Genomic DNA, 24,118 nt, shown 5'->3' on the forward strand with positions numbered 1-24,118 from the left:
CCGGCGGCATGATCGGGGCCTCTTGGCTGATGATCGCCTTCCCGTTGCTGGGTGCGGCGATCCTGCTGATCCTCGGACGCATGACGAACCGGTGGGGCCATCTGCTGGGCGTGGCCATGTCCCTCGCCTCGTTCGTCGTGGCGGTGCTGACCTTCCTTGAGATCATCGGCCTACCGGCTGAACAGCGCCGTCAGGCCGTACATCTGTATGAGTTCATTCCCGGCATGGTCGACATGGGGTTGCTGATCGACCCGCTGTCGATCAGCTTCGCGCTGCTGATCACGGGTGTCGGATCGCTGATCCACATCTACTCGATCGGCTACATGTCGCACGACGCCGAGCGGCGCCGGTTCTTCTCCTATCTGAACCTCTTCGTCGCCGCGATGCTCCTGCTGGTGCTGGCCGACAACTACGTCGGGCTGTTCATCGGCTGGGAGGGCGTGGGCCTGGCCTCGTACCTGCTCATCGGCTTCTGGCAGTTCAAGCCCTCGGCGGCGGTCGCGGCCAAGAAGGCGTTCATCGTCAACCGCGTCGGTGACTTCGGTCTCCTGGTCGGCATGTTCATCATTCTGGCCACGTTCCACACGCTGACCTTCAGCGAACTGGGCAAGCAGATCGCCGAGAACCCGCCCTCCGGCGGCGCGGTCACCGCGATCGGCCTGCTGCTGCTCCTCGGCGCGTGCGGCAAGTCGGCACAGCTGCCGCTGCAGTCCTGGTTGCTCGACGCGATGGAGGGCCCGACTCCGGTCTCGGCCCTGATCCACGCGGCGACCATGGTCACCGCCGGTGTCTACCTGGTGGTCCGCTCCGGTGCGTTCTTCTTCCCGCCGGACTCGGCGCAGGCGCTCGCCGTCTCGATCGTCGGCGCGGCCACGTTGCTGGCCGGTGCCATCATCGGTTGCGCGAAGGACGACATCAAGAAGGGCCTGGCCGGCTCGACGATGTCGCAGATCGGCTACATGATGCTCGGCGCGGGTCTCGGCCCGGCGGGGTACGCCTTCGCGATCGGGCATCTGATCACGCACGGCTTCTTCAAGGCCGACCTGTTCCTCGGCGCCGGCTCGGTCATGCACGGCATGAACGACGAAGTGAACATGCGGAAGTACGGCGGGCTGCGCAAGCACATGCCGATCACCTTCGCGACGTTCTTCATCGGCTACCTGGCGATCATCGGCTTCCCCCTGCTGTCCGGATATTTCACGAAGGACGGCATCATCGAGACCGCCGTTCACCACCAGCCGATCCTCGGCTGGCTGGCCGTGCTCGGTGCGGGCATCACCGGCTTCTACATGTCGCGGATGGTCTTCATGACCTTCTTCGGCGAGAAGCGCTGGGAGAAGGACGCGCACCCGCACGAGTCGCCCGCCGTCATGACGTGGCCGCTGATGATCCTGTCGCTCGGCGCGCTCTTCCTGGGCGGCTACCTGATCCTGAGCAACAGGCTGTACGACTTCCTCTCGCCCGCTGTGGGCACCGCGGAAGTGCGGCCGGAGTTCGACTTCGCCAGCACGGCCGGCCTGGTCACGCTGGCTCTGGTCGCCGTCGGGGCGGGCTTCGCCTGGGTCAGGTACGGCAGGGCCGAGGTGCCCGCCGTGGCGCCGCGCGGCTCCTTCCTCACCACGTTCGCCCGTCGTGACCTCTACGGCGACGCGCTCAACGAGTCCCTGTTCATGCGCCCCGGCCAGTGGCTGACCCGCTTCGCGGTGTACTTCGACAACCGCGGCATCGACGGGCTGGTCAACGGCCTGGCGGCGGGCATCGGCGGGACCTCGGGGCGTCTCAGGCGGATCCAGACGGGCTTCGCCAGATCCTACGCGCTGTCCATCCTGTTCGGTGCTGCCCTCCTGGCAGGCGCCCTGCTCCTCGTTGGGAACATCTGATGTCACCCTGGCTCCCGATACTCATGGCGGTGCCCGTCCTGGGCGCCATCGTGGTGGCCCTGCTTCCCAAGGGCAGTGACAAGCTGGCCAAACAGGCCACGCTGCTGGTGTCCCTGGTCGTGCTGGCGCTGACGCTCGTGATGGCGGTCCAGTTCAAGACGGGCGGCCCCAGGTTCCAGTTCCAGGCGGTCTACGACTGGATCCCGAGCTTCGGCGTGAAGTTCGGGGTCGGCGTCGACGGCATCGCGCTCGTGCTGATCGCGCTGTCGGCGGTGCTGGTGCCGATCGTGGTGCTCGCCTCCTGGCACGACGCCGACGGCACGCAGAGCGCCGACGGCACGCTGATCACCCCGAAGCGGTCGGTCAAGACGTACTTCTCGCTGCTGCTGGTGCTGGAAGCGATGATGATCGGCGTCTTCGCGGCGACCGACATCTTCCTGTTCTACGTCTTCTTCGAAGCCATGCTGATCCCGATGTACTTCATGATCGGGTCGTACGGCGGCGCGCAGCGGTCGTACGCGGCCGTCAAGTTCCTGCTGTACTCGCTGTTCGGCGGCCTGCTCATGCTGGTCGCGGTCATCGCGCTGTACGTGGTCGCGGGTAAGGGCACGTTCATGTTCCCCGAGCTCGTCGGCGTCATCCAGGACCCCGCGACGCAGAAGTGGCTGTTCGCCGGCTTCTTCATCGCCTTCGCGATCAAGGCGCCGCTCTGGCCGGTGCACACCTGGCTGCCCGACGCGGCCGCGCAGGCTCCGGCCGGCGCCGCCGTGCTGCTCGTGGGCGTGCTCGACAAGGTCGGTACGTTCGGCATGCTCCGCTTCTGCCTGGAGCTGTTCCCCGACGCGGCCAAGGCGTTCACGATGCCGATCGTGGTCCTCGCGGTCATCAGCATCATCTACGGCGCGATCGTGGCCATCGGGCAGACCGACATGAAGCGGCTCATCGCCTACACGTCGATCTCGCACTTCGGCTTCATCGTGATGGGCGTGTTCGCCATGTCGCAGGTGTCGCAGTCCGGCGCCGCGCTCTACATGGTCAACCACGGCTTCGCCACCGGCGCGCTGTTCCTGGCCGCCGGGTTCCTCATCGCCCGGCGCGGCTCGCCGCACATCGCCGACTACGGAGGCGTCCAGAAGGTCGCCCCGCTGCTCGCGGGCTTCTTCCTGATCGCCGGTCTGGCCGGGCTCTCGCTGCCGGGGCTGTCGTCGTTCGTCAGCGAGTTCATGGTGATGATCGGCACCTACACCAGCTCCGCCTTCGGGTCCGGCGCGCTCGCGGTCGCGGCGATCGTCTCCGCGCTGGCCGTGATCCTGGCGGCCGTCTACATCCTGTGGATGGTGCAGCGGGCGCTCAACGGGCCGACCGCCGAGCCGGTGAAGGCCTTCAAGGACCTGAACGTGCGCGAGATCGTCGTTCTCGCGCCGCTCATCGCGCTGATCATCGGCTTCGGCTTCTTCCCCAAGCCGCTGCTCGACGTGATCAACCCCACGGTCACCCAGACGCTGGTCAACGTGAAAGTGGACAACCCGGCTATCGCTGAGAAGGGGGCCGGCCAGTGAACGACGCTGTCGTGGCGCCGACCATCGAATACGGCACGCTGGCGCCGATGCTGCTGGTCTTCGGCGCGGCCGTCGTCGGTGTGCTCGTAGAGGCGTTCGCGCCGCGCTACATGCGCAAGTCGATCCACGTACCCCTCACCCTGCTGTCACTGGCCGGGGCGTTCGCGCTGGTCATCGTGCAGGTGGTCAAGGGCGCCGTGCCGACGGCGCCGGTCGCCATGGGCGCGGTCGCGGTCGACGGACCCTCGCTGTTCATCTGGGGCGTCATCCTCGTCCTGTCGTTCGTCTGCGTGCTGATGATCAACGACGAAGGTCACTTCGTCGCCTCGGCGGCGGCCGTGCCCGGCAGCGCCGATGAGGAGGAGGCCGAGGCCGCCGGTGGCTCGCACACCGAGGTCTACCCGCTGGTCCTGTTCGCGGTGGGCGGCATGCTGCTCTTCCCCGCCTCGCACGACCTGCTGACCATGTTCGTCGGCCTTGAGGTCATGTCGCTGCCGCTGTACCTGCTGTGCGGCCTGGCCCGCCGGCGCCGCCTGCTGTCGCAGGAGGCGTCGATGAAGTACTTCCTGCTCGGCGCGTTCTCCTCGGCCTTCTTCCTGTACGGCACGGCCATGATCTACGGCTACGCCGGGACCGTGTCGTTCACCGGCATCAACAAGGCCCTGGCCACCGGCTCGCTGCTCGACCCGATCCTGCTGCTCGGAGTCTCGCTGCTCGGCGTCGGCCTGCTGTTCAAGATCGGCGCGGCGCCGTTCCAGGCGTGGAAGCCGGACGTCTACCAGGGCGCTCCGACGCCGATCACCGCGCTCATGGCCTCCGGCACGCTGGTCGCGGCCGTGGGCGCCTTGCTGCGGGTGTTCTGGGTGGCGCTGGGCAACCTGGACTGGGACTGGCGGCCGGTCATGTGGGCCGTCGCGGCCCTGACGATGGTGGTCGGCGCGATCCTGGCGATCACGCAGACCGACATCAAGCGCATGCTGGCCTACTCCTCGATCGCGCACGCGGGCTTCCTGCTGATCGGCGTCATGGCCACGTTCGACAAGAGCGCGCAGAACGCCAAGTCGCTGTCGGCGATCATGTTCTACCTGCTCGTCTACAGCATCACCACGGTCGGCGCCTTCGCGGTGGTCACGATGGTCCGCGACCCCGGCGGCGAGGCGGGCCACCTGTCGCGCTGGGCCGGGCTGGGCAAGCGCTCGCCGATCCTGGCGGGCATCTTCGCCTTCTTCCTGCTGGCCTTCGCCGGCATCCCGCTGACCAGCGGCTTCTTCGGCAAGTACGCCGTGTTCGCCGCCGCGCTGGCCAGCGGGTCCGAGGCCGGTGACTCGCTCGGGGGCTGGATGACCGGGCTGGTCGTGCTGGGCGTCGTCGCCTCCGCGATCGCCGCGTTCTTCTACGTGCGCGTCATCGTCCTGATGTTCTTCAGCGACCCGGCGGCCGACGGTCCTTCGATCGCGGTGCCCAGTATGGGGACCGTGGCCGTCATCGCCATCTCGCTGCTGATTACGGTAGGAGTCGGGCTCTTCCCGCAGCCCATGCTCGACCTCGCCAACCAGGCTGCTTCCGGCCTGTTCATCAGATAAGGGGATCTGTATGTCCGCGCCTCCCGTGGTTGACCTTCCCATTGAGGACGAACGGTTGGCGCAGGACGTGGCCAACGGACTGGCCGCCGTCGAGAAGCTGCTGCGTTCGTCGGTGGAGAGCGAGGACGCCTTCGTCACGGAGGCGTCCAAGCACCTCATCGAGGCCGGGGGCAAGCGCTTCCGTACGCTGATGGTGCTGCTGGCGGCCCAGTTCGGGGATCCGTCGGCGCCGGGTGTCGTGCCCGGCGCCGTGGTCATAGAGCTGACCCATCTGGGGTCGCTGTACCACGACGACGTCATGGACGAGGCTCCGGTACGCCGGGGATCGCCGTCGGCCAACGCCCGGTGGGACAACACCGTGGCCATCCTCACCGGCGACTACCTGTTCGCCCAGGCGTCCGACCTCCTGGCGGACCTCGGGCCCGAGCTCATCCGCGTACAGGCCCAGACCTTCTCCCGTCTCGTCCAAGGTCAGATCCGCGAGACCATCGGGCCGCGCGGCGAAGAGGACCCGGTGGCGCACTACATCAGCGTGCTGGCGGACAAGACCGGGTCCCTGATCGCGGCCTCCGGCCGGTTCGGGGCGCTGCTGTCCGGGGCGCCGTCCGACGTCGAGGAGCGGCTCAGCCGGGCGTGCGAGGCGGTCGGGGTGGCCTGGCAACTGGGGGACGACCTGCTCGACGTGGCGTCCACCTCGACGGAGTCGGGCAAGACGCCGGGGACGGATCTTCGGGAGGGTATCCGGACGCTGCCGGTCCTCTACGCTCTGGCCGCGGACCCGTCCTCGCGGCTGGCGGAGCTGCTGTCGGGGCCGGTGGCCGAGTCGGACCTGGACGAGGCGCTGACGCTGCTGCGGGCGCACCCGGCCATGGGACAGGCGCGGGCCGAGCTGGATGCCTGGGTGAACCGGGCTCGTACCGACCTTTCCAGCCTCCCAGACATCCCCGCCAAGAACGCATTTTTGGCGCTATGTGACTACGTTGTCGAGCGTTCTGGGTGATCTCCTGATCGCGGCCCGGGTAGCGTGGGCCGTACGGATGCTGTCGTAGGTGAAGACGGCCAGTGCCAGCCACACGATCGAGAACCCGATCCAGCGGCTGGCCGGCATCGTCTCCTTCGCGACCAGCACCCCGCACAGGAACTGCAGGACCGGCGCGATGTACTGGAGCAGGCCGATCGTGCTGAGCGGCACCCGGATGGCGGCGGCGGTGAAGCACAGCAGCGGCACCGCCGTGATCACTCCCGCCCCGACCAGGAGCGCCGCGTGGCCGAGCCCCTCGTTTCCGAAGGTGGACTGGCCGGTCAGGCTGAGATAGAGGATGTAGCCCAGCGCGGGGGTGAGCAGCACCAGGGTCTCGACGGTGAGGCTCTCGGCCGCGCCCACGTTCGCCTGCTTCTTGACCAGCCCGTACAGACCGAAGCTGACGGCCAGCGTGAGCGCGATCCACGGCGGCCGGCCGTAGTCGATGGTCAGCACGAGCACGGCGAGCGTCCCGAACCCGACCGCCACCCACTGCAGCGGCCTGAGCCGCTCCTTGAGCAGCACAACCCCGAACAGCACGCTGATCAGCGGATTGATGAAGTACCCCAGGGCACTCTCGACCACCTGATGGGCGTTGACGGCATAGATGTACACGCCCCAGTTGACGGTGACGATCACGGCGGCCAGCGTCAGCAGCGCGAGCTTCCTGGGCTCCTTGAGCAGCCCTCGCATCCAGGCCCAGTGGCGCCGCACGGCCAGCACCACCAGGACCGCGACCAGTGACCAGGCCATGCGGTGCGCGAGGATCTCAACGGCTCCTGACGGCTTGAGCAGCGGCCAGTACAGGGGGAACAATCCCCACATCGTGTAGGCGGCAGCCCCGAACAGCACACCGCGCCTCAGGTCAGGCATGTAGTCCAGTTTCGGGCATTACCACCTTTAAACACAAATGCGTATTGCTGTATGGAAATATGTAGGACTGCTAAAAAGTAGCGTGGCTGTCCGGGGGTGGCCCGGTGGGTTGGCTGTTCGGCGGCGACAAGACATCGATGGTCAGTCCCGCTGACGCTCTGACCGGGCGTTCCACGGAGATGCCGGTCCCGGCGCGACACGCGGTCCTGGACGCGCCCCTGGCCCCGCCGTACCCTGCAGGCACGGAGATCGCCGACTTCGGCATGGGCTGCTTCAGGGCCGAGGCATACGATGCGGCTCGTCTCGCCTTCGAGCTCGGTCGGGCAGTGCGACAGATGCGGGAATCTCGTGGATGGAGCCAGAGTGACCTGGCTCGTGCGGCTGAGTCCATGATCCTTGTGATGGCTGTCTTCGACCGTGTGCGCCCGTCAGCCGCTAGCGATTTTGCTTGCGTTTATTTCGTCTGTTGCGGATACTGCGAAGAGGGGGTGACGTCATGACCGACGTGCAGGCCAAGCGAGTTCAGCCGGGAAGCATCGATGCCGAGGTAGCCGGTCGCGCGGTACGCTGGATCAAGGATTACCTCATGCGGTATCCCGAGCAGCCGGCCGTACATGTCGTCGGTGAGCACGGGGACGACGACCCCTTGATCCTGCCTCGTGAAGCCGTGACTCTGCTTGCCTTCATCCTCGCCCAAGCAGCCGAAGGGCGCGGAGTCACGGTGATTCCGTCGCATGCTGAGCTGACGACACAGCAAGCGGCGGACATGCTGAACGTCTCACGCCCGTATGTGATCAAACTTCTGGAGACCGGAGAAATTCCCTTCCGGTTGATCGGCAAGCACCGCCGAATCAAGTACGAGGATCTCCAGGAGTACAAGCGTCGCGATGACGCCAAGCGCCGGACCGCAGCCGACGAACTCGCTGCGCTGGGGCAAGAGTTGGGCATCTGAGCCATGACGTTCGTGGTGGTCTACGACGCGAACGTGTTGTACGGCAACACCCTGCGTGACCTGCTCATTCGTCTCGCCATGACAGGACGGGTGCAAGCCAGATGGACCAACGGCATCCTTGACGAGATGCAGCGCAACCTCGCCGCCAACCGGCCCGACATTCCTGCGGAGAAGCTCGACAAGCTTCGCTGCCTGATGAACTCCGCTGTCCGAGACTGCCTCGTCGAGGGGTATGAGCCACTGATCGAAGGGCTGAAACTACCCGACTGCGATGATCGGCATGTGCTGGCTGCGGCGATCAAGGTGGGCGCGAAGGTCATCGTTACGTCGAATCTCAAGGACTTCCCTGCTGACTACTTGGCTCCATGGGATATCGAGGCGAAGTCGCCCGATGACTTCGTGCTGGACCAAATCGACCTGGACGGAAGGGTCGTCTGGGCTTGTGTGCAGCAGATCGCGGACTCACGGACCAGCCCGCCGGAGACCGTTGATGATGCGCTCGACGCTTTGGAGGCGGCGGGCCTCGTCGAAGCGGTCGCTGCCCTTCGAGCCGGCTGAAGTCCTCCCAACTGGATCTGTAGCGCGAAGCCAAGCGCTACCACCAGCAGTACCTCTACAAAGTGCCTAATGGGTACTGCGGGATCGGTGGTACCGGGGTCTCCTGCCCCGTCGGTCTGACGTACGGCGACGCGTAGGCGTGCGGCGATAGCGAGGAACAGTCAGGCGGCGCGGTTCACAGGTACCTCAAGGACGATGGCGTGAGCGCCGTCGGCTGCCCGCGAAGCCAGGTCAGCAGGGCCGCCGGTGGCGCCGGGCATACGGCGGCCAGTTCGTCGGGATGGTCGAGGCGCATGTGGCGGACGCGGAGCCGACGCGAGTCCACTGCGGACGACCGGGACCGACGGCTGAACGGGGTCAGCCCTCCGTGCGGGCGGGCAGTCGCCATCCCGGACGCGGGAAGTGGCAGGTGTAGCCGTTCGGGTAATGCTGCAGGTAGTCCTGGTGCTCGGGCTCGGCCTCCCAGAAGGGGCCGACCGGCTCCACCTCGGTGACGACCTTGCCCGGCCAGAGCCCGGAGGCGTCCACATCGGCGATCGTGTCCTCGGCGATCCGCTTCTGCTCGTCGTCCACGTAGTAGATCGCCGAACGGTAGCTGAGACCGATGTCGTTGCCCTGGCGATTCTTGGTGCTCGGGTCGTGGATCTGGAAGAAGAATTCCAGGATCGCGCGGTAATCGGTCGTCTCTGGGTCGAAAAGGATCTCGATGGCCTCCGCGTGCGTCCCGTGGTTACGGTACGTCGCGTTCGGCACGTCACCCCCGGTGTATCCGACCCGGGTCGCCGTCACACCCGGAAGGCGGCGGATCAGCTCCTCCATCCCCCAGAAGCATCCGCCCGCCAGCACGGCCCTCTGCGTCTGTGTAGCCATGACGACCCCCTCCAAGATCTCTCAGCTCGGTCGCTCGGGCACCACCGGCATCCCATGCCTGCCCGCTCTTCTCAACACGCGAGGGTTCCAAGCGATTCCGTGCCCGCAAGCCACCGGCGATCCGCACGGTGCCGCGGCCGACGCTCCCCGCCACGGTGAACGGCCGTTCGAAAATTCGCTGGCCGCCTGAGCCGACCGCCCTCACGCTGTACAACATGGAACAACCGCAACGCGAGATCCGTGCCGCCTATTCGGACTCAACGATCACCGTCTACCAGGCGTACGACCCGGAAATCGGCCTGCCCGCCATCCGCGACGGTCGTTTCCCTGCCGCGTGGAAACGGAACAGGATGACGTGGATCAAGCCGTCGTTCCTGTGGATGATGTACCGGTGCGGCTGGGGCGCCAAGGCAGGACAGGAGACCGTTCTCGCCGTCGAGATCAACCGTGACGGCTTCGAATGGGCGCTGCGGCACGCGTGTCTGTCGACCTACGCGCGCGACGTACACCCCGACCGCGAAACCTGGCAGCTTCAGTTGAAGCGCGCCCCCGCCCGCGTGCAGTGGGACCCCGAGCGGGGCCTGCGTTCGCAGCCTCTGCCCTACCGATCACTGCAACTTGGTCTCTCGGGCGAGGCCGTACGACGCTACGCCGACGAATGGACGGTCGCCATCCGCGACATGACCCCGCTCGCCCACGAGATACACGCCCTCGTCAGCGGCGGTGACCTGGACTCCGCCGCCCGGCTGCTGCCCCAGGAACGCTCATATCCCGTTGGAGCCGAGCTTCTTGCCCACCTACGGGGGTGACACCTCCTCGGCCTGCTGATCGCCTCGGGCGACCGGCAGCTGTCCGACCTGCGGATCGAGCGGTTCCTGCGCGGGATCATGCCGGCCGCGCGGCCGCGGTGGGCGCGCTGATGGGAGTCGTCCAGGCGACCGGGCTCGCCAGCCACAGCCTGGGCCGGTCAGAGGAGGGGGCTGTGGCTTCCTGGCGTCACGCCATCGACCTGATCATGCGGGGCCTGAAGTCCCTGTGATCACCCATGACACCTGATCCGGCAGGCGGCTGAGATTCTGGACATGGCCCGTTTCCCTCTTCTCGACGTAGGGTTGATGTCGTGCGGGTTCTTCGTGGGGTTATCGCCGCAGTCGTCCTCTACTTCGTCGTCTTCTACGCTGTGGGACTCGTGTTCGGTAGTGATCCGATCTTCATTCTCCTCGTGTGGGCCGCAGCAGTTGGCCTGCTCTTCGCGATCCCACCTGCCAGGAGAATGGTGATCGGTCCGCGGCGCACCTAACTGGGGTCAGTCCAATATGAGTGACGCGTTGGGATATTGCGGCAAAACGGCTACTGCGGGATCGGCGGGACGCGTGACCTGCCCCGTCGGTCTGACAATCAGCGACGGGGAGTAATGATTCGCCTTACGCGGCGTGGCAGTGAGACGGAGGCTCTGGCCGGAAGCCTCACTCCCGACGAACGTCAGATGATCAGGGTCCTCGATCTTCAGCGCCTCGCCGTGGAGCAGGAGAGCCGGACGCCCGAACAGGCGGCGCAGGCAAAGGATCCAATCTATGGCGTTCTCTCCTCTTTCGCGATATGGGAGGACTTGATCAACGACATGGAGGAGGGGTGGCCAGGCCAGGACTTTGTCTACACGTACCTCAATGACCTGACTGTCCGGGATGGTCTGGAAGAGTATTGCGAGGCTCTGCAAGGAACGGCTCACACGAAGCTCACCCACACGCTGGATCGCCTCGACGAGCGCTATCGCGCCGTGACGCACGAGGACGGCGGCGCTCAGCTCGCACAGTACTGGCGGCCTCTCGCAGAGGGGAACGAGACCCGATGGTGGTGGACTCGAGGGCCGAACGATCTACCCCCGGGGTGGTGTCGCTAGTAGCTACAGCGACGACTTTTTCTACATGATCGAGGGCGTGCCCGCCTGCGGGCGCCCGCTGCGCGTCGGGCGGTCGCTGGACCGCGCTGCGGCTCTTTGCCACGGTCCCGACCAGCACGTACCGCCCAAGCACTGGGGAGGAATAGGCCGAGGTCTCGCGGACTTCGGGGGTGCCGTCGAGTTGGACGGTCCGCCGGATGAACGCCTGCCCGCCGCCCTCGCACAGCTCGTACACCATGGCCCGGCAAGAACAGGTCCAGGCCACATGACGTACCCGTTCGAGAGCCTGGTGCGGACGTCGCCAGTCCAGCCGGGTGTGACCTCCGCGAAGCGCCTCGCGGATGAGGTGCTCAGCACGGGATCGCTGGAGTGGATGACGCAGGTCCTCAACGGACATTAAGTCAACGTATGGCTTGGCCTGTGTTTCCGGGACGCCATCCCTCTGCGACGCCAACTCAAGATTTTCTGGAAGAATCGCACGCTTGCGGGCAAGCATGGGTGTGATCACTGCTCCTGGCGTCTTCGAGGCCATCTTCGAAGCCCATTACGAGGAGATCTGGCGCTACATCGGCCGCAGGCTCGCCCTCGACGTAGCCGAAGACCTGGCGGCGGAGACGTTCCTCATCGCCTTCAGACAGCGCGACCGCTTCGACTCGGCCGTAGGCGAGGTCAGGCCGTGGCTGTACGGCATCGCCACCAACCTCATCGGCCGGCATCGGCGTGCCGAGGTGCGGAGGTACCGTGCCATAGCCCGGACGGGGCCGCCACCTGACGACGAAGGACACGATCAGCGGATCGTGGACTGGCTCACCGCGAAGGTGACGGTCGACCGGCTGGCGGGGGCGCTGGCGCGGTTGTCACAGGGGGAGCGCGACGTGGTGCTGCTCATCGCGTACGCCGGGCTGAGGTACGACGAGGTGGCGGCGGCGCTCGGAATCGCCCCGGGGACGGTCGCGTCCCGGTTGAGCAGGGCCAGGACCAAGCTTCGTGAGGGGTTGGGATGAACGAGTTCCAGGTCATCGACTCGCTGATGCCCGACGCGCCGACCCCATCGGCCGGCCAGCTGGCGGCGGCGCGGGCGCGGGTATTCGCAGCCGCACCGATTCCTCCTGCGTCCAGGGCACGGGTGCGCAGGAGGTCGTGGACGGGCATGGCGCTCGTGGCGGCGGCCGTGGCACTCGTGGTCGGCGCCGTGGCGGTTCTCGTACCTCGGCCTGCGGTGGAGCCTGTCGCGGTCACGCCCATGCAGAAGCTGGAAGCCGCGGCCGCCAAGCTGGCGGCGACACCGGAGGCGAAGGGTCGTTTCTGGCGACGTGACATCGAGGACGTCATGCGGACGAAGGACGAGTACAACTACAAGGCCGAGGTACGGGCCATACAGGTGGAGACACGGGCCATGGAGGTGCTCGCCTTCGGGCCCAACCGCGAGGTCTACGGCTGGCGCGAGCCGATGTCGTCGAAACCGTACACGGCCGAGAGCCTGAAGACGTGGCGACGGGACGGCTCGCCCAAGCTGTGCCCCGCGCGGGGGTGCGACAAGAACATGCCCGCATACGGCTCGGTGTACCTGGATCAGGGGCTGGAGCTCGCCGATGGGTTGAAGCCGACGATGACGGAACTGCGGGACCTCCCCAAAGAGCCAGCGGCGCTCAGGGCGCGGCTGCTGGCAAGTTACGACCCTCAGGGTGCCGATGAACGCGAGCCATGGCTCGCGGGGGCCGCCAGGCAGCTCATCAACTCACCGGCGACGCCCGGCACCAGGGCTGCCGCTTACCTTCTCCTGGCGAAGGCGCCGGGCTTCAAGGTGGTCGACGAGGTTCCCGGCACGTTCGGGCTCAACGGGCTGGCTCTCCAGTACCAGGGAGGTCAGCTGGTGATCGACCCCAGGACTGGACAGTTCCTCGGGACGCAAGGGCTGAGTCCCGAGGGCGTTGCGTGGGATGCCAGGATCATCAGGAAGGTGGGCTGGAGCGATGTGCGGCCGGTGGCGCCTCCCAAGTGTCGTGGCTGTACGGGCCGGCTCTAGAACGCGCGCACCGGATGGGTTGCCTTTCGAAGTGATCGTCACACGTGGCTCAGGCCCGAAGAAGCCCAGCGAGGTTAGGAGCCTCCAGGTGCTAGATGCCTGGTCAGACGGCTAAGAGGCCGGCGATCAAATCCCGAGCCTAGAACCGTCTGGTCAGGATAAGCTCGATCGCTTATATCAGAATGTGTTCTGACGTAAACTCAACGAGTGAGCACTAGCCATGCCGACGCTGTGACGTTTTCTGACTTGTCGAGGAACCCCCGAGCGGTCGCCGAGCGTGCGGCACGTCTGGGGCGCGTGCGTGTCACACATCGGGATGCTCCGGACTTCTACCTGACTGCGGCGGACCGTGAGGAGGAGCGCGAACAGACGCTGGCTACCGCGTCCCGGCTGTTCCTTGCCTTGATCAAGCATGATCCCGCCGCGCGTGCGCTGGTCGTAGCAATGCCGGAGGTCTTCCCGTGGGTTCGCCACCTGTCCTCGGACGAACTGCGTGCTTTTCACTCTGGAACTGGTCGAAGCGCTCTCCGACGCGGCCGAGCTGGATGTCGATGCCACTACCCGGGAGGACATCGCGGGATGGCGGGCTATCGCCAGAGTCAAGGCCGACCCTGCGCATTACGTCGAGGCACGCAAACCCACGAGCGGTGACTTCGGGCCGGTGCAGGTTTCGGTATGAGCCCGAAGCGCGGGGATCGGGTTATGGTGCCACCGCTGGATGGCGAGTGGGATGTCCGGTTCGGCACCGGGCCTGTGTCGCTATAAAGACGAAGCGCACACGGCGGCCGAGGCGTATGACGCGGCTCGTCTGGCCTTCCAACTCGGTCGTGCTGTACGGGAGATCGCGGTTGGAGTCAGTGCGAGCTGGCCGAAAGAGCCGACATGACTCAGCCGGCGGTGGCCCGCTTCGATGTCGGTGGGACTGTGCCGACGTTGCCGGTCCTGGAGCGTTTGGCCAAGGCTATGGACGGGAGGACCCGGCGGTCTTGGCGTTTGATACGAGGCCTCGCCCCCCGCGCGGGCTCATCCGACGAGCCGTTTGCGCCAATCCAGGGGTGCGACGGTTATGGCCTGGTCGGGGTGGCCGTTCCACTCCACCGAAAGGCCGGTTTCTGTCAGCGTGGCCACGACCTGCCGGCCGATGGATACGGTCGTGTCCGATGAGTCGTCGAACCCGCCGTACAGGAGTGACAGTCCGTGTCCTGCCGCGGCGGAGTCCGTGCACTGCGTGTGGAAATAGACGAAGCCGCGGGCATCCGTTGTACCTGCCGCTCCGATCTCCGCTTGGCCGCACGAACGGCAACAGGTGAAGTTCTCCCGAGCGGTGATACCTGCGGCTTCCAGGGCCGTGAAGGCTCTGGTGAGTCGTTCCGGGTCCGTCTCGCCTTCCCAGACGGCCTGCTCCTCGACACGCTCCAGCCACATCCGATCGGTCAGTCGCCGTGCCTGCTCGGCAGACACTGGTCGGTGGTCCCCTGACACGAGATAGTCCTCCGCGACCTCGGCTACCTGTGCGCGAGTCGCGTACCCGCCCACGATCACCGTACGGATGCGCGCCTCGAGCTTTTGCCGATCATCTTCGTCAAGTTCAAGCGGAGGTGTGGGCTCCGGGCGGCCCAGGTCCAACTGCGTCCAATCCAGCCCGGAATCCCAGTCGTCCTCCAGACATGCCCAGCCGGTGATGGCCTCGATCACCAGGTCAGACGTGTCGAGCGTTACTTGGTAGTGCTGGTTCGGCGCACCGTCGCGGTGCTCCAACGTGTAGTCGCTTCCCTCCTCGTGCCAGACCTGTACGAAGATGTCGGGCAGGTCGGGAATCCGCTGGACGACCAGAAAACGGTCGCGCTGCCGGCCGAGTCGGCGAACCAGTTCGGCGAGTTCTTCCGCAGCCACCCGGACGTGTCGGCTGCCGTCCTCGGTGCGCACTGTGATCGCGAGCATGCCGACCATGTTGACACGGCTCGCGGGGGTGCTGATGAGTATGGGACAGACCTGGAGGTGAGCCGATGGGCACAGCCAGCGGCGGCAGTCGTCGGTTTCAGAAGAGACCCAGATGGCCGATCATCCTGTGGGCCGCTTCGATGATGGATTCGGCGGCGGTCAGAGCCTGGTCTGCTTCCGCCTGGTCCACTGACTCATCGGGAAAGATTGGGTACTCGAGTTCGTTTCTACGGCGGCGCATACTGCCGAAGGGCTCGAAGGCGGAGCCGAACTGGCGCATCATGGCCTGTTGGATCGCGTAGTGGCCGCCGGTCGTTGTGGAGCGTAGCCCCTGTTGGGCGAGAAGGCCTGCACAGGCAAATCTTGCGGCGTCGTAAGCCAAGGTGTAGGCCGAGTTCGGGTCGGATTCCAGGAGTTCCCGCGCACTTGACAGGACGACGCCGGCCTTTTCCAGCTACCCTGCCCCATCGGCGGCGTCGCCCTGGATGCGCTGAAGTTCCTTTGCGGTGAGCATGCGCTCGATATCTGCTTCGCCGCGCGTCCACCTCATCATTGATCATGCTCCTCTCGATCTGCCCTGGACACGGTGAGATCAATGGTGGGACTCGCCTTGATCTGGCGGATCAATGCGTCGGACGCCGCCTCCCAGCGTCGGGTGGACGCCAGGACTGGGTTGACCGGCATGCCGAGACGCCCTTGAGCGCGGTCCGCTGCGGCATAGACCTTTGCTCGATCTGCGTCCCCGACCACCAGTACGTCGATGTCATGTGGTGGCGGCCCTGTCTGTCCGTGGTGGCGGGCTGCCCAGGAGCCGAAGATGAACAACAGTTCGGTCTTCGGGATGGAACCGAATTCTTCCGCGATAACGACCTGAGGGCCGTAGAGGTAGCTCAGGATTTCCGTCAATGGTCTCGTGACGGGGTGACTTTGATCGATGCTCAGCACTCGCGCTCGGCCGACTGCCGTAGCGGTGAGGAGCCCGGCTTCTTCCAGGCGGCGGACTTCCGGATGCAGGGTCGACGCCCCGACGCCCAACTCGCGGGCGAGGTCAGCCAGTGTCCAGCTTCGATCGGGGCGAAGGTACAGGGCTGCCAGGAAGCGTGCTTGGGTCTCGGTACGGAAGATGGGCAGCGCCGGTGGCCTGACACTTCGCATGTTCCGAATATATCTTCGTGATTATCGAATCGTCCACTGAGCGCACTTGATCCATCGCTCACTGTGGCAGATCCCACGCCTCGGGGTATCGGTGATTACAGGGGGCAGTGCTGCCAGCTGTGATCACTCCGGGCGCAGAGGAAACGCTGTCGTCAGCATCGCCTATGCGACTGGAGGCATGTGATCCAGCGGTGTCGCCTGCCCGGCTGCTGTGGCGCGTGTCACACCGATCGCATGTCACGGATCGGCGGGCTGCTTGCATCCCGTGGTTGTCCGTACCAAGCGAAAGGTATGAAGATGACCACACAGCGCGAAACCGGCACGGCGGCTCCGCACCGCGTTCTGATTCTGGGAGCGGGGTACGCGGGTATGGCCGCGGCGATCCAGCTAGCAGCTCGGACCAAGGGCCGCGAGGACGTACAGGTGACCCTGGTGAATCCGCAGGAGCGGTTCACCGAGCGGTTGCGGCTGCACATCGCGGCGACCGGGCAGCAGGTCGCCGAGATGAACATCCCGGAGCTGCTGGAGGGCACGGGCGCGCGGTTCGTGCGCGGCTGGGTGACGGCGATCGAGGCGGACGCCAAGGCCGTGCGGATCGACGACGACCGCGTGCTGCACTACGACACGCTGGTGTACGGGCTGGGGAGCGTGGCCGACACGGCGACGGTGCCGGGTGTGGAGGAGTGCGCGTACACCCTCAACAGCGCCCACGACGCTGAGGTGCTGGCCGAGCGGCTGGCTCGGCTCGGTCGCGGTACGGTCGTGGTCGGCGGCAGCGGGTTGACCGGTGTCGAGTCGGCCGCGGAGATCGCTGAGCGGCACCCCGAGCTGAACGTCGTGCTGCTGGGCCGGCAGGAGCCCGGCGCGGCCATGAGCCCCAAGCCGAAGGCGTATCTTCAGTCCGCGCTCACGCGCCTGGGCGTCCAGGTGCGCAGCGGGATCGAGGTGGCGAAGGTGCTGCCGGACTCCGTCGAACTGGACGGCGGGGAGAGCGTCCCCGCCGATGTCGTCCTGTGGACGAGCGGTACGCGAGTGTCGCCGCTGGCGGCCGCCGCCGGTCTGACCGTCGACGAGCGCGGCCGCATCGTCACCGACGCGACGCTACGGTCGGTGTCGCATCCGGATGTGTACGCCGTGGGCGACGCGGCCGCGATCCGCCAGGGCTATGGCGTCATGCATGGCACCTGCCAGAGTGGCATGCCGACCGGTGTGTACGCCGCGGTGTCGATCGTCCGTGCGTTGGACGGCAAGCGGATCAAGCCGTTCCGCTTCGGCTACTACCACACGCCGGTGAGCCTGGGACGGCACGATGCGGTCGTCCAGTTCACCCACCCCGACGACAGCCCTCGACGGGTGCATCTGACCGGCCGCTTGGCGGCACGGTATAAGGAGGCGGTGACCGCTTCGCCCTGGCCGACGTACGGCCGTATGAAGAAGATGCCGGCCTCAGGCGCGTTCTGGCCCCGTGGCGGCCGCTTCACCCGAGTCCGAGGCGTGCGATGACCCGCCCGTACCGGGACCGCGACCAGCTGGTGTTCAACCAGCATCGCAATCTGCTGTTCTCGGTGGCTTATCGCGTCCTCGGTACCGTGGCCGACGCCGAGGACGCGGTACAGGATGCGTGGATCAAGTGGTCGGCCGACGACCGATCGCAGGTGGCCGACCCCAAGGCCTATCTGGCGCGGATCGTGTCGAATCTGGCTCTGCAACGGCTGCGCTCGACCCGGTACCAGCGCGAGACCTATGTGGGGCCGTGGCTGCCCGAGCCGATCCTCACCAGCGGCGACACCGCCGATGACATCACGAGCGCCGAGTCGGTGTCGACGGCGATGCTGGTGGTGTTGGAAACCCTGAGCCCGCTTGAGCGCGCGGTGTTCGTACTGAAGGAGGTCTTCGACTTCAGTCATGCCGAGATCGCGCAGGCGGTGGAGCGTTCCGAGACGGCGGTACGCCAGGCCGCGCACCGTGCTCGCGAGCACGTACGGGCCCGGCGGCCGCGCTTCACGGCCGACCGGTCGCGGCAGCGCGACGCCACGGAGCGGTTTCTCGCCGCCGCGACCGGAGGCGACATCAACACCCTCATGGAACTGCTGTCTCCGGACGTCACGCTGTGGACCGACGGGGGAGGCAAGGTCCGGCAGGCCCTGCGTCCGGTCGTGGGCGCCGAGACGGTCGCCGCCTGGTTCGGCGCCATCGGCAAGGTCACGTACCAGGGTGTCGAGCCCGGCGAGATGAACGCCGAACTGGTCGAGATCAACGGCGGGCCGGGCATGGTATTCAGCGGTCTGGGGCGCGTCATCGCCACTGTCACCTTTGATTTCGACGCTGACGGGCGCATCACTGCTATCCATAACATCGCTAACCCGGACAAACTTCGGGCCATCGCTGAGGGGGCCATTCGCACGCTCTGATGTCCGCGCCGGGTCGCGCTATCCGAGGTCACGTCGGCGGAGCGCGGCCAGCCCCACGGCAGTGAGCGAGGTGGCGACGACGGTCAGCAGGATCAGCGGCGTCACGGTGAATTCGGCGATCGGAAGTCCAGGGGTCTGCGCGAAGGGTGACACCGTCAAGATCGACGGGTCGGCGTGCAGCAGTTCCACCGCGAACTCGAGCACGAAACACAGCCCGAGCGCGACATAGGCGACGACCGCGGCGAGCCGCGGCAGCAGGCCGTACACCAGCACCGGAATGGCGGCCAGCACCAGGACCGAAGGAAGCCGTGTCAGGCTCGCCCCCAGCATTCGGGCGATCTCGCCGCCCGCGTCTCCCGTGGAGAGCCCATAGACCAGACCCATCCCGAGACCGAGCCCGGCGAGCACGATCGCCGACCCGGCCGCGACGACGGTCAGGTGACCGCCTGCCCAGCGGAGCCTGCCGATCGGGCCGGTCAGGATGACGTCGGCATGGCCGGAGGTCTCCTCCGCCCGCAAGCGCAGGATCGCCTGAATCGCGTAGATTGTGATGACCTGGCTCATCAGGTAGATGACGAAGGCGAAGAAGCCGTCGGCGGGACGGCCACCGCCACCCATCCGCTCGATCAGGCCCCTGAGAGCCTCGCTCGCGTTCAGTTGCTCGGCGGCGCTCCGCGCCGCGCCGCCCAAACCGGCGCCGAACGCGGTGGACGCGACGGCCCAGGAGAGCAGCGTGCCCCGCTGCAGCCGCCAGGCCAGGGCGAGCGAGGTACGCAGGCCCGGCGCCGCCTCGGGGGGACCGAGCCGGGCGGAGAGGATGCCGGCCCCCAGGTCCCGGCGCGCGGACATCCGGTACGCGCCGGCCACCAGCAGCAGGGTCAGGCCGACGATCGGCAGCAGCGGCCAGTAGTGGTCACCGGCGAAGGGACGCATGCGCTGAGTCCAGCCGAACGGCGACAGCCAGGACACCCAGGAACTCTTTTCGATGTCCGCGACCGCGCGCACCGCGTACAGGATGGCCATCGCGGTGGCGGCGAGGCCGGCGGCGGTACGAGCGCTTTCGGTCAGCTGGGCCGCCAGGCCCGCGAGCGCGGCGAATACCCAGCCGGCGGCGGCGACCGACAGCCCCATCACCAGGGAGCCCTGCGCAGGCAATCCCTGGCCCATGAGCCCCAGTGCCACGACAAGGGCGGTGACCAGGCCCGCGGCGAACGCCACGGTCAGCGCGGCCGTCAGTGCCGCGTGTCTGCCGACCACGGTCGAGCCCAGCAGTTCGCTACGGCCCGCCTCCTCCTCCCCGCGGGTGCTGCGGATCACCAGGAACAGGCTCGCCAGCGCGATCAGCAGGGCGGCCTGCCCGCGTACGCGCCACGCGGCGAGCCCCGCGGCGGACGAGTCATAGATCGGGCCGATCATCATGAGCTGCGTCGGGTCGCCGTTGGTCGTGTGGAGGAACGCCTGGCGCGCCTCTTCCGTGGGAAAGGCGGCGGCCACCGAGCCGGCCACGCCGATCACGAGCAGCGCCACGAGCCCGAACCAGACCGGTAACCGCACCCGGTCGCGCCGCAGGATGAGCCGGATCAGTCCGCCGGTGCCGGTGAGAGTGTTCATCGCTGTGCCACCGCGTGCTTTCCGTTCGAGCCCGCGCCGGACAGATCGTCTTCGTAGTGGCGCAGGAACATCTCCTCCAGCGTCGGTGGCTGGCTGACCAGGCTGCGCACACCTACCTTCACCAGCTCACGCAGCAGCGCGTCCAGCGCGTCGCCGTCGACCTGGCAGCGCAGCCGGTTGCCCTGTGTCCACAAGCTGTGTACGCCCGCTGATCCGGCGAGCTGGGGGACGGGCCCGGCGAGCTCGGCCGTGATCGAGGTGCGGGTGAGGTGGCGCAGTTCGGTGAGCGTGCCCGTTTCCACCGTGCGGCCGTGCCGGATGATGCTCACCCTGTCACACAGGGCCTCGACCTCGGCGAGGATGTGGCTGGACAGCAGCACGGTACGTCCCTTGCGCCGCTCTTCCTGGATGCTTTCCTGGAAGACCGCCTCCATCAGCGGGTCGAGGCCGGAAGTGGGCTCGTCCAGGATGAGCAGGTCGGCATCCGAGGACAGCGCCGCGACCAGGGCCACTTTCTGCCGGTTGCCCTTGGAGTAGGCCCGGCCCTTCTTGCGTGGATCCAGTTCGAAGCGGTCGAGCAGTTCGGCCCGGCGCCGGGGGTCGATCCGGCCGCGCATCCGGCCGAGCAGGTCGATCGCCTCGCCACCGGACAGGGTCGGCCACAGGGTCACATCACCGGGTACGTACGCCAGCCTGCGGTGTAAGGCGGTCGCGTCTCGCCACGGATCGCCGTCCAGCAGCCGAGCGGTCCCGGAGTCCTGACGCAGCAGGCCGAGCAGGATCCGGATGGTCGTGGACTTACCTGCTCCGTTCGGCCCGAGGAATCCGTGCACCTCACCGGCCCGGACCGTCAGGTCCAGACCGTCGAGTGCCCGAGTCCGGCCGAAGGTCTTGACCAGACCGGACGCGGAGATCATGTTTGCCATACTTCGGACACTACATGAAGTTCACGAAATTCGTGAAACTTCGGTTAGTCTGTAACCTGTGGCCATCAGAGCCGACGCGCAAAGGGTGTGCATGACCGAGAGAGCCGACGACGAGACCGGCATGACCGAGAGAACCGGGGACGTGCGCACGGCCGACGCGCTGCGGTTCCTCGAACGGTTCGCCGTGATCATGTCCGACTCGGGTTACCCGCGCATGGCGGCACGCGTGCTCGCGGCGCTGCTCATCGCCGACGACGGCCGGCGCACCGCCGGCGAACTCGCCGACGTGCTGCACGTCGGCCCGTCGGCGGTCTCGGGCGCGGTGAAATATCTGATGCGGGTCGGGATGGTGACCCGCGAGCGGGACCCCGGTGAGCGCCGTGATCATTACCGCGTCGACCAGGCGGCCTGGTACAGGGCGGCGGCGTCGAGTGACGAGGTGTTCCGTCGCTTCGAGGAGGGCGCCCGCGACGGAGCCGAGGTGCTCGGTACGGACACGCCCGCGGGCGCCCGGATGGACGAGACTCGGCGTTTTTTCGCGTTTCTCCGCAGCGAGGTCCCTCAGTTGCTGCACAAGTGGAACGAGTTGAACGCTCAGCCTGCAGAGCGATCAGGCGGCTCGGCCCGGTCCGGCTCCTGACGCGCACTTGATCGTCGGCCTGCGACCACGCGGCAAGCTACGACGCGAATGTGCTGTACGGCAACACGATGAGGTGCGGCCCGCGCCGATGGCGAAACGCGGGACCACCTCCGCATGCCGACCGATCATTTCAGCGCGCTGAACTGCGGGAAGATCTCGGACTTCTTGCCGAGCTTGAGCAGCGTCTCGGTCACCCGGCCCTTCAGGTCGATGATTCCGATGCCTGCCGCGGTGGAGATGAGCAGGTGCTTCTCGTCGTACCAGCCGAGAGTGGTCGGCCGCGCGCCCGCGACGACGGGCAGTCTCGTCACGGCCTTGCCGGTCGACGCGTCCCACACGCAGGCGGCCTTCTCCAGTGGCAGGCAGGCGGTGACGAACCGCTTGCCGGAGGGGGAGAAGACGCCGCGTCCGTTACCGCCCGGCCGGCCTCGTACCTGGTATTCCTTGGTGGCCTTGCCCTGCAGGTCGTACAGGCGGACGGTCGTGCTGCCGAGCCTGCCGTGCCTGACCAGGAAGCGGGTACCGTCGTTGTTCCACTCGAAACCGCCGACGGTGACCAGTGCCTTGTGGATCTTGATGAAGCGGGGGGTGAAGTCGGGCAGGTCGAGGATCAGGACTCCTGCCGAGCGGTCGCCCTGGCGGGCCAAGCTGACGGTGAACAGCAGCTTCTTGCCGTCCGGTGACCACCTGGGCCAGCGCATCTGGGGGTACTGGGTGCCGCCGTTATCGGTCTCGGCGGGGGTGTAGTCGGTGAGCTGGATCGCGACGTCCCGGCTCTTGCCGGTGGTTCGGTCGAGGATCCGCAGGCGGTTGCCCGGCTCTCCTCGCGACTGCAGTCGCGCGACCGTCCAGCGTCCGTCGGGGGAGACCGCGAAATCCCCGTAGTCGCTCTTGATGAACCGCCGTCGGTCCGGCTGCCATGTCCACAGCGCGAACGGGCCCCCGTGGTTTCGCATGTCGACGGTGGTGTAGGACGTGAGCTGGATGGGGCGGCCGTTCAGGTCGGCGACGACCGCGGCCTGGCCCTTGCCGAACTGGCCATCTCCCGTCCGTTCCGTTACGCCAGGTAACGGGCCCCGGGTCGGCTGCGGCGGGGGCGCGGCGGCGGTGGCTGTAGTGGTGGTGAGCACCAGTGCGCTCACCAGGCTGGACGCGAAAAGGCCGAGCATGTGATCTCTCCTGGCTGTCGGAAGTAAGCCTTACCAAGATCAGAATAGGGTCCGCCCCGCCACCGCCGTGGCGGCTCATCGAATTTCCGTCAACCCCCACCGAACCCCGAATGGACGTCCTCGGGTTCGCTGTCGAGCGTGCGGGTGGTGTGTCAGTGGTCGCGTCAGGACGGCGACGGCTCGGTATCAGCACGGTCGGCGATGCTCAATCCCATGAACGGTCCAGCGCTTGCGAACTGGGCCACGCCGAACTCAGATTCAACAGGAGCACACGATGCAGAAGTTCGACACCCTCGCCCCGATCACCGCCGTCCTGGACATCCCCGCCGGACGCGTTCAGTTCATCGCGGCCGACCGGGCCGACACCACCGTCGAGGTCCTGCCCGCCAACGCCTCCAAGGGCCGCGACGTCAAGGCCGCCGAGCAGACCACGGTGGAATACACCGACGGCGTCCTGCGGATCGAGACCGCGCAGAAGAACCAGTACCTCGGCCCCACCGGAGCCATCGAGGTGAAGATCCAGCTGCCCACCGGTTCCCGCGTCGAGGCGAAGTCGGGCAGCGCCGAACTCCGGACCGTCGGCCGCCTCGGCGACGTCACCTTCGAAGGCGCCTACCACCAGATCAAGCTGGACGAGACCGCAAGCCTCCGCCTCACCGCGACCGACGGCGACGTCGAGGTCGGCCGGCTGGGCGGCGCCGCGGAGATCAGCACCGCACGGGGCGACATCCGGATCGCCGAGGCCACCGGCGGCAAGGTCGTGCTCAGCACCCAGTCCGGCGACATCACGATCAGCGCCGCCGCCGGCGTCTCGGCCTCCCTGGACGCCGGTACCACCCACGGCCGCATCACCAACACCCTCAAGAACGACGGCACCGCCGAGCTCGACATCCACGCCACCACCTCCAGCGGCGACATCACCGCCCGCAGCCTCTGAGAGTTCCGGACGCTTCCCCGGCCCCGAGGTCGGACCCCGCACACCTCGCGTGGCCTGGGGGAAGCGCGTATTACGCCGGGATTGGCTATTTCGGTCAGGCCCAGTA

At 67.0% G+C, this 24,118-nt stretch carries 23 protein-coding genes and 2 pseudogenes; 17 read left to right on the plus strand and 8 right to left on the minus strand.

The window, feature by feature from the left end:
- Positions 1-8 precede the first annotated feature (8 nt).
- From nuoL to AB0L53_RS11105, 4 genes are read left to right on the plus strand one after another with little or no spacing between them, the layout of a single operon-like run.
- Positions 9-1,880: an NADH-quinone oxidoreductase subunit L gene (nuoL, locus tag AB0L53_RS11090; RefSeq protein WP_363992816.1), complete on the plus strand. Its 1,872-nt coding sequence runs from the start codon at positions 9-11 to the stop codon at positions 1,878-1,880.
- Positions 1,880-3,439 (plus strand): NADH-quinone oxidoreductase subunit M, encoded by a 1,560-nt coding sequence (locus AB0L53_RS11095; protein ID WP_363992764.1) that lies wholly within the window; start codon positions 1,880-1,882, stop codon positions 3,437-3,439. Before nuoL ends, AB0L53_RS11095 begins: the two co-directional genes overlap by 1 nt.
- A complete protein-coding gene (gene nuoN, locus AB0L53_RS11100) occupies positions 3,436-5,022 on the plus strand; it encodes an NADH-quinone oxidoreductase subunit NuoN (protein WP_363992765.1) in 1,587 nt (528 codons plus the stop codon). Before AB0L53_RS11095 ends, nuoN begins: the two co-directional genes overlap by 4 nt.
- Positions 5,023-5,032: 10 nt before the next feature.
- Positions 5,033-6,022: a polyprenyl synthetase family protein gene (locus tag AB0L53_RS11105; protein WP_363992766.1), complete on the plus strand. Its 990-nt coding sequence runs from the start codon at positions 5,033-5,035 to the stop codon at positions 6,020-6,022.
- On the opposite strand, the gene rarD is transcribed toward AB0L53_RS11105, so the two are convergent.
- Positions 5,990-6,916, minus strand: coding sequence for an EamA family transporter RarD (rarD, locus tag AB0L53_RS11110; protein WP_363992767.1), 927 nt, complete (start codon positions 6,914-6,916; stop codon positions 5,990-5,992). The two genes, AB0L53_RS11105 and rarD, sit on opposite strands and share 33 nt — an antisense overlap.
- 137 nt (positions 6,917-7,053) lie before the next feature.
- Here rarD and AB0L53_RS11115 point away from each other — a divergent pair.
- The 4 genes and pseudogenes from AB0L53_RS11115 to AB0L53_RS11130 form a co-directional block, all read left to right on the plus strand.
- A pseudogene (locus tag AB0L53_RS11115) lies at positions 7,054-7,191 on the plus strand (peptide-methionine (S)-S-oxide reductase); the annotation flags it as partial.
- Positions 7,192-7,412: 221 nt separating this feature from the next.
- Entirely contained in the window at positions 7,413-7,868 is a 456-nt protein-coding gene (locus AB0L53_RS11120) for a helix-turn-helix domain-containing protein (protein ID WP_363992768.1), read from the plus strand.
- A 3-nt stretch (positions 7,869-7,871) separates the two neighbouring features.
- Positions 7,872-8,426: a PIN domain-containing protein gene (locus AB0L53_RS11125; protein WP_363992769.1), complete on the plus strand. Its 555-nt coding sequence runs from the start codon at positions 7,872-7,874 to the stop codon at positions 8,424-8,426.
- 29 nt (positions 8,427-8,455) lie between these two features.
- Positions 8,456-8,563 (plus strand): annotated as a pseudogene (locus AB0L53_RS11130) (peptide-methionine (S)-S-oxide reductase); the annotation flags it as partial.
- Between the two features lie 220 nt (positions 8,564-8,783).
- Here the strand turns inward: AB0L53_RS11130 and msrA are convergent.
- Positions 8,784-9,296, minus strand: coding sequence for a peptide-methionine (S)-S-oxide reductase MsrA (msrA, locus tag AB0L53_RS11135; RefSeq protein ID WP_357954715.1), 513 nt, complete (start codon positions 9,294-9,296; stop codon positions 8,784-8,786).
- Between the two features lie 215 nt (positions 9,297-9,511).
- Here msrA and AB0L53_RS11140 point away from each other — a divergent pair, with 215 nt between their 5' ends.
- The 5 genes from AB0L53_RS11140 to AB0L53_RS11160 all read left to right on the plus strand — a co-directional run bounded on the left by AB0L53_RS11140 (position 9,512) and on the right by AB0L53_RS11160 (position 13,901).
- Positions 9,512-10,105 (plus strand): DUF4291 domain-containing protein, encoded by a 594-nt coding sequence (locus tag AB0L53_RS11140; protein WP_358546517.1) that lies wholly within the window; start codon positions 9,512-9,514, stop codon positions 10,103-10,105.
- A gap of 677 nt (positions 10,106-10,782) precedes the next feature.
- Positions 10,783-11,196, plus strand: a complete 414-nt coding sequence (locus AB0L53_RS11145; RefSeq protein WP_363992770.1) for a hypothetical protein — start codon at positions 10,783-10,785, stop codon at positions 11,194-11,196.
- 500 nt (positions 11,197-11,696) lie between these two features.
- A complete protein-coding gene (locus AB0L53_RS11150) occupies positions 11,697-12,200 on the plus strand; it encodes an RNA polymerase sigma factor (RefSeq protein ID WP_363992771.1) in 504 nt (167 codons plus the stop codon).
- The gene (locus tag AB0L53_RS11155) at positions 12,197-13,222 is read left to right on the plus strand and encodes a CU044_5270 family protein (RefSeq protein WP_363992772.1); all 1,026 of its coding nucleotides are present in this window, start codon (positions 12,197-12,199) and stop codon (positions 13,220-13,222) included. Before AB0L53_RS11150 ends, AB0L53_RS11155 begins: the two co-directional genes overlap by 4 nt.
- Before the next feature lie 493 nt (positions 13,223-13,715).
- A complete protein-coding gene (locus tag AB0L53_RS11160) occupies positions 13,716-13,901 on the plus strand; it encodes a hypothetical protein (RefSeq protein ID WP_358434328.1) in 186 nt (61 codons plus the stop codon).
- Positions 13,902-14,245: 344 nt separating this feature from the next.
- Here AB0L53_RS11160 and AB0L53_RS11165 read toward each other — a convergent pair whose 3' ends face one another.
- The 3 genes from AB0L53_RS11165 to AB0L53_RS11175 form a co-directional block, all read right to left on the minus strand.
- The gene (locus tag AB0L53_RS11165; protein WP_363992773.1) at positions 14,246-15,163 is read right to left on the minus strand and encodes a hypothetical protein; all 918 of its coding nucleotides are present in this window, start codon (positions 15,161-15,163) and stop codon (positions 14,246-14,248) included.
- Positions 15,164-15,260: 97 nt separating this feature from the next.
- Entirely contained in the window at positions 15,261-15,446 is a 186-nt protein-coding gene (locus tag AB0L53_RS11170) for a hypothetical protein (protein ID WP_363992774.1), read from the minus strand.
- Positions 15,447-15,712: 266 nt separating this feature from the next.
- Positions 15,713-16,318, minus strand: a complete 606-nt coding sequence (locus AB0L53_RS11175; protein ID WP_363992775.1) for a winged helix-turn-helix domain-containing protein — start codon at positions 16,316-16,318, stop codon at positions 15,713-15,715.
- Positions 16,319-16,615: 297 nt separating this feature from the next.
- Between AB0L53_RS11175 and AB0L53_RS11180 the strand changes: the two genes are divergently transcribed.
- The gene (locus tag AB0L53_RS11180) at positions 16,616-17,821 is read left to right on the plus strand and encodes an FAD-dependent oxidoreductase (RefSeq protein ID WP_363992776.1); all 1,206 of its coding nucleotides are present in this window, start codon (positions 16,616-16,618) and stop codon (positions 17,819-17,821) included.
- Complete coding sequence (locus AB0L53_RS11185) at positions 17,818-18,729, plus strand: RNA polymerase sigma-70 factor (protein ID WP_363992777.1); 912 nt, start codon at positions 17,818-17,820, stop codon at positions 18,727-18,729. Before AB0L53_RS11180 ends, AB0L53_RS11185 begins: the two co-directional genes overlap by 4 nt.
- Positions 18,730-18,747: 18 nt before the next feature.
- On the opposite strand, the gene AB0L53_RS11190 is transcribed toward AB0L53_RS11185, so the two are convergent.
- Entirely contained in the window at positions 18,748-20,340 is a 1,593-nt protein-coding gene (locus tag AB0L53_RS11190) for a hypothetical protein (RefSeq protein ID WP_363992778.1), read from the minus strand.
- Positions 20,337-21,266: an ABC transporter ATP-binding protein gene (locus AB0L53_RS11195; protein WP_363992779.1), complete on the minus strand. Its 930-nt coding sequence runs from the start codon at positions 21,264-21,266 to the stop codon at positions 20,337-20,339. The genes AB0L53_RS11190 and AB0L53_RS11195 overlap by 4 nt, the downstream gene beginning before the upstream one ends.
- A 91-nt stretch (positions 21,267-21,357) precedes the next feature.
- On the opposite strand from AB0L53_RS11195, the gene AB0L53_RS11200 reads away from it, so the two are divergent.
- Entirely contained in the window at positions 21,358-21,906 is a 549-nt protein-coding gene (locus AB0L53_RS11200) for a MarR family transcriptional regulator (protein WP_363992780.1), read from the plus strand.
- Between the two features lie 125 nt (positions 21,907-22,031).
- Here the strand turns inward: AB0L53_RS11200 and AB0L53_RS11205 are convergent, their stop codons facing one another.
- Positions 22,032-23,075: a hypothetical protein gene (locus AB0L53_RS11205; protein ID WP_363992781.1), complete on the minus strand. Its 1,044-nt coding sequence runs from the start codon at positions 23,073-23,075 to the stop codon at positions 22,032-22,034.
- Between the two features lie 274 nt (positions 23,076-23,349).
- On the opposite strand from AB0L53_RS11205, the gene AB0L53_RS11210 reads away from it, so the two are divergent.
- The gene (locus AB0L53_RS11210) at positions 23,350-24,012 is read left to right on the plus strand and encodes a DUF4097 family beta strand repeat-containing protein (RefSeq protein WP_363992782.1); all 663 of its coding nucleotides are present in this window, start codon (positions 23,350-23,352) and stop codon (positions 24,010-24,012) included.
- Positions 24,013-24,118 lie beyond the last annotated feature (106 nt).

This window comes from Nonomuraea sp. NPDC052129 (genome assembly GCF_040680095.1).
GTDB lineage: Bacteria > Actinomycetota > Actinomycetes > Streptosporangiales > Streptosporangiaceae > Nonomuraea.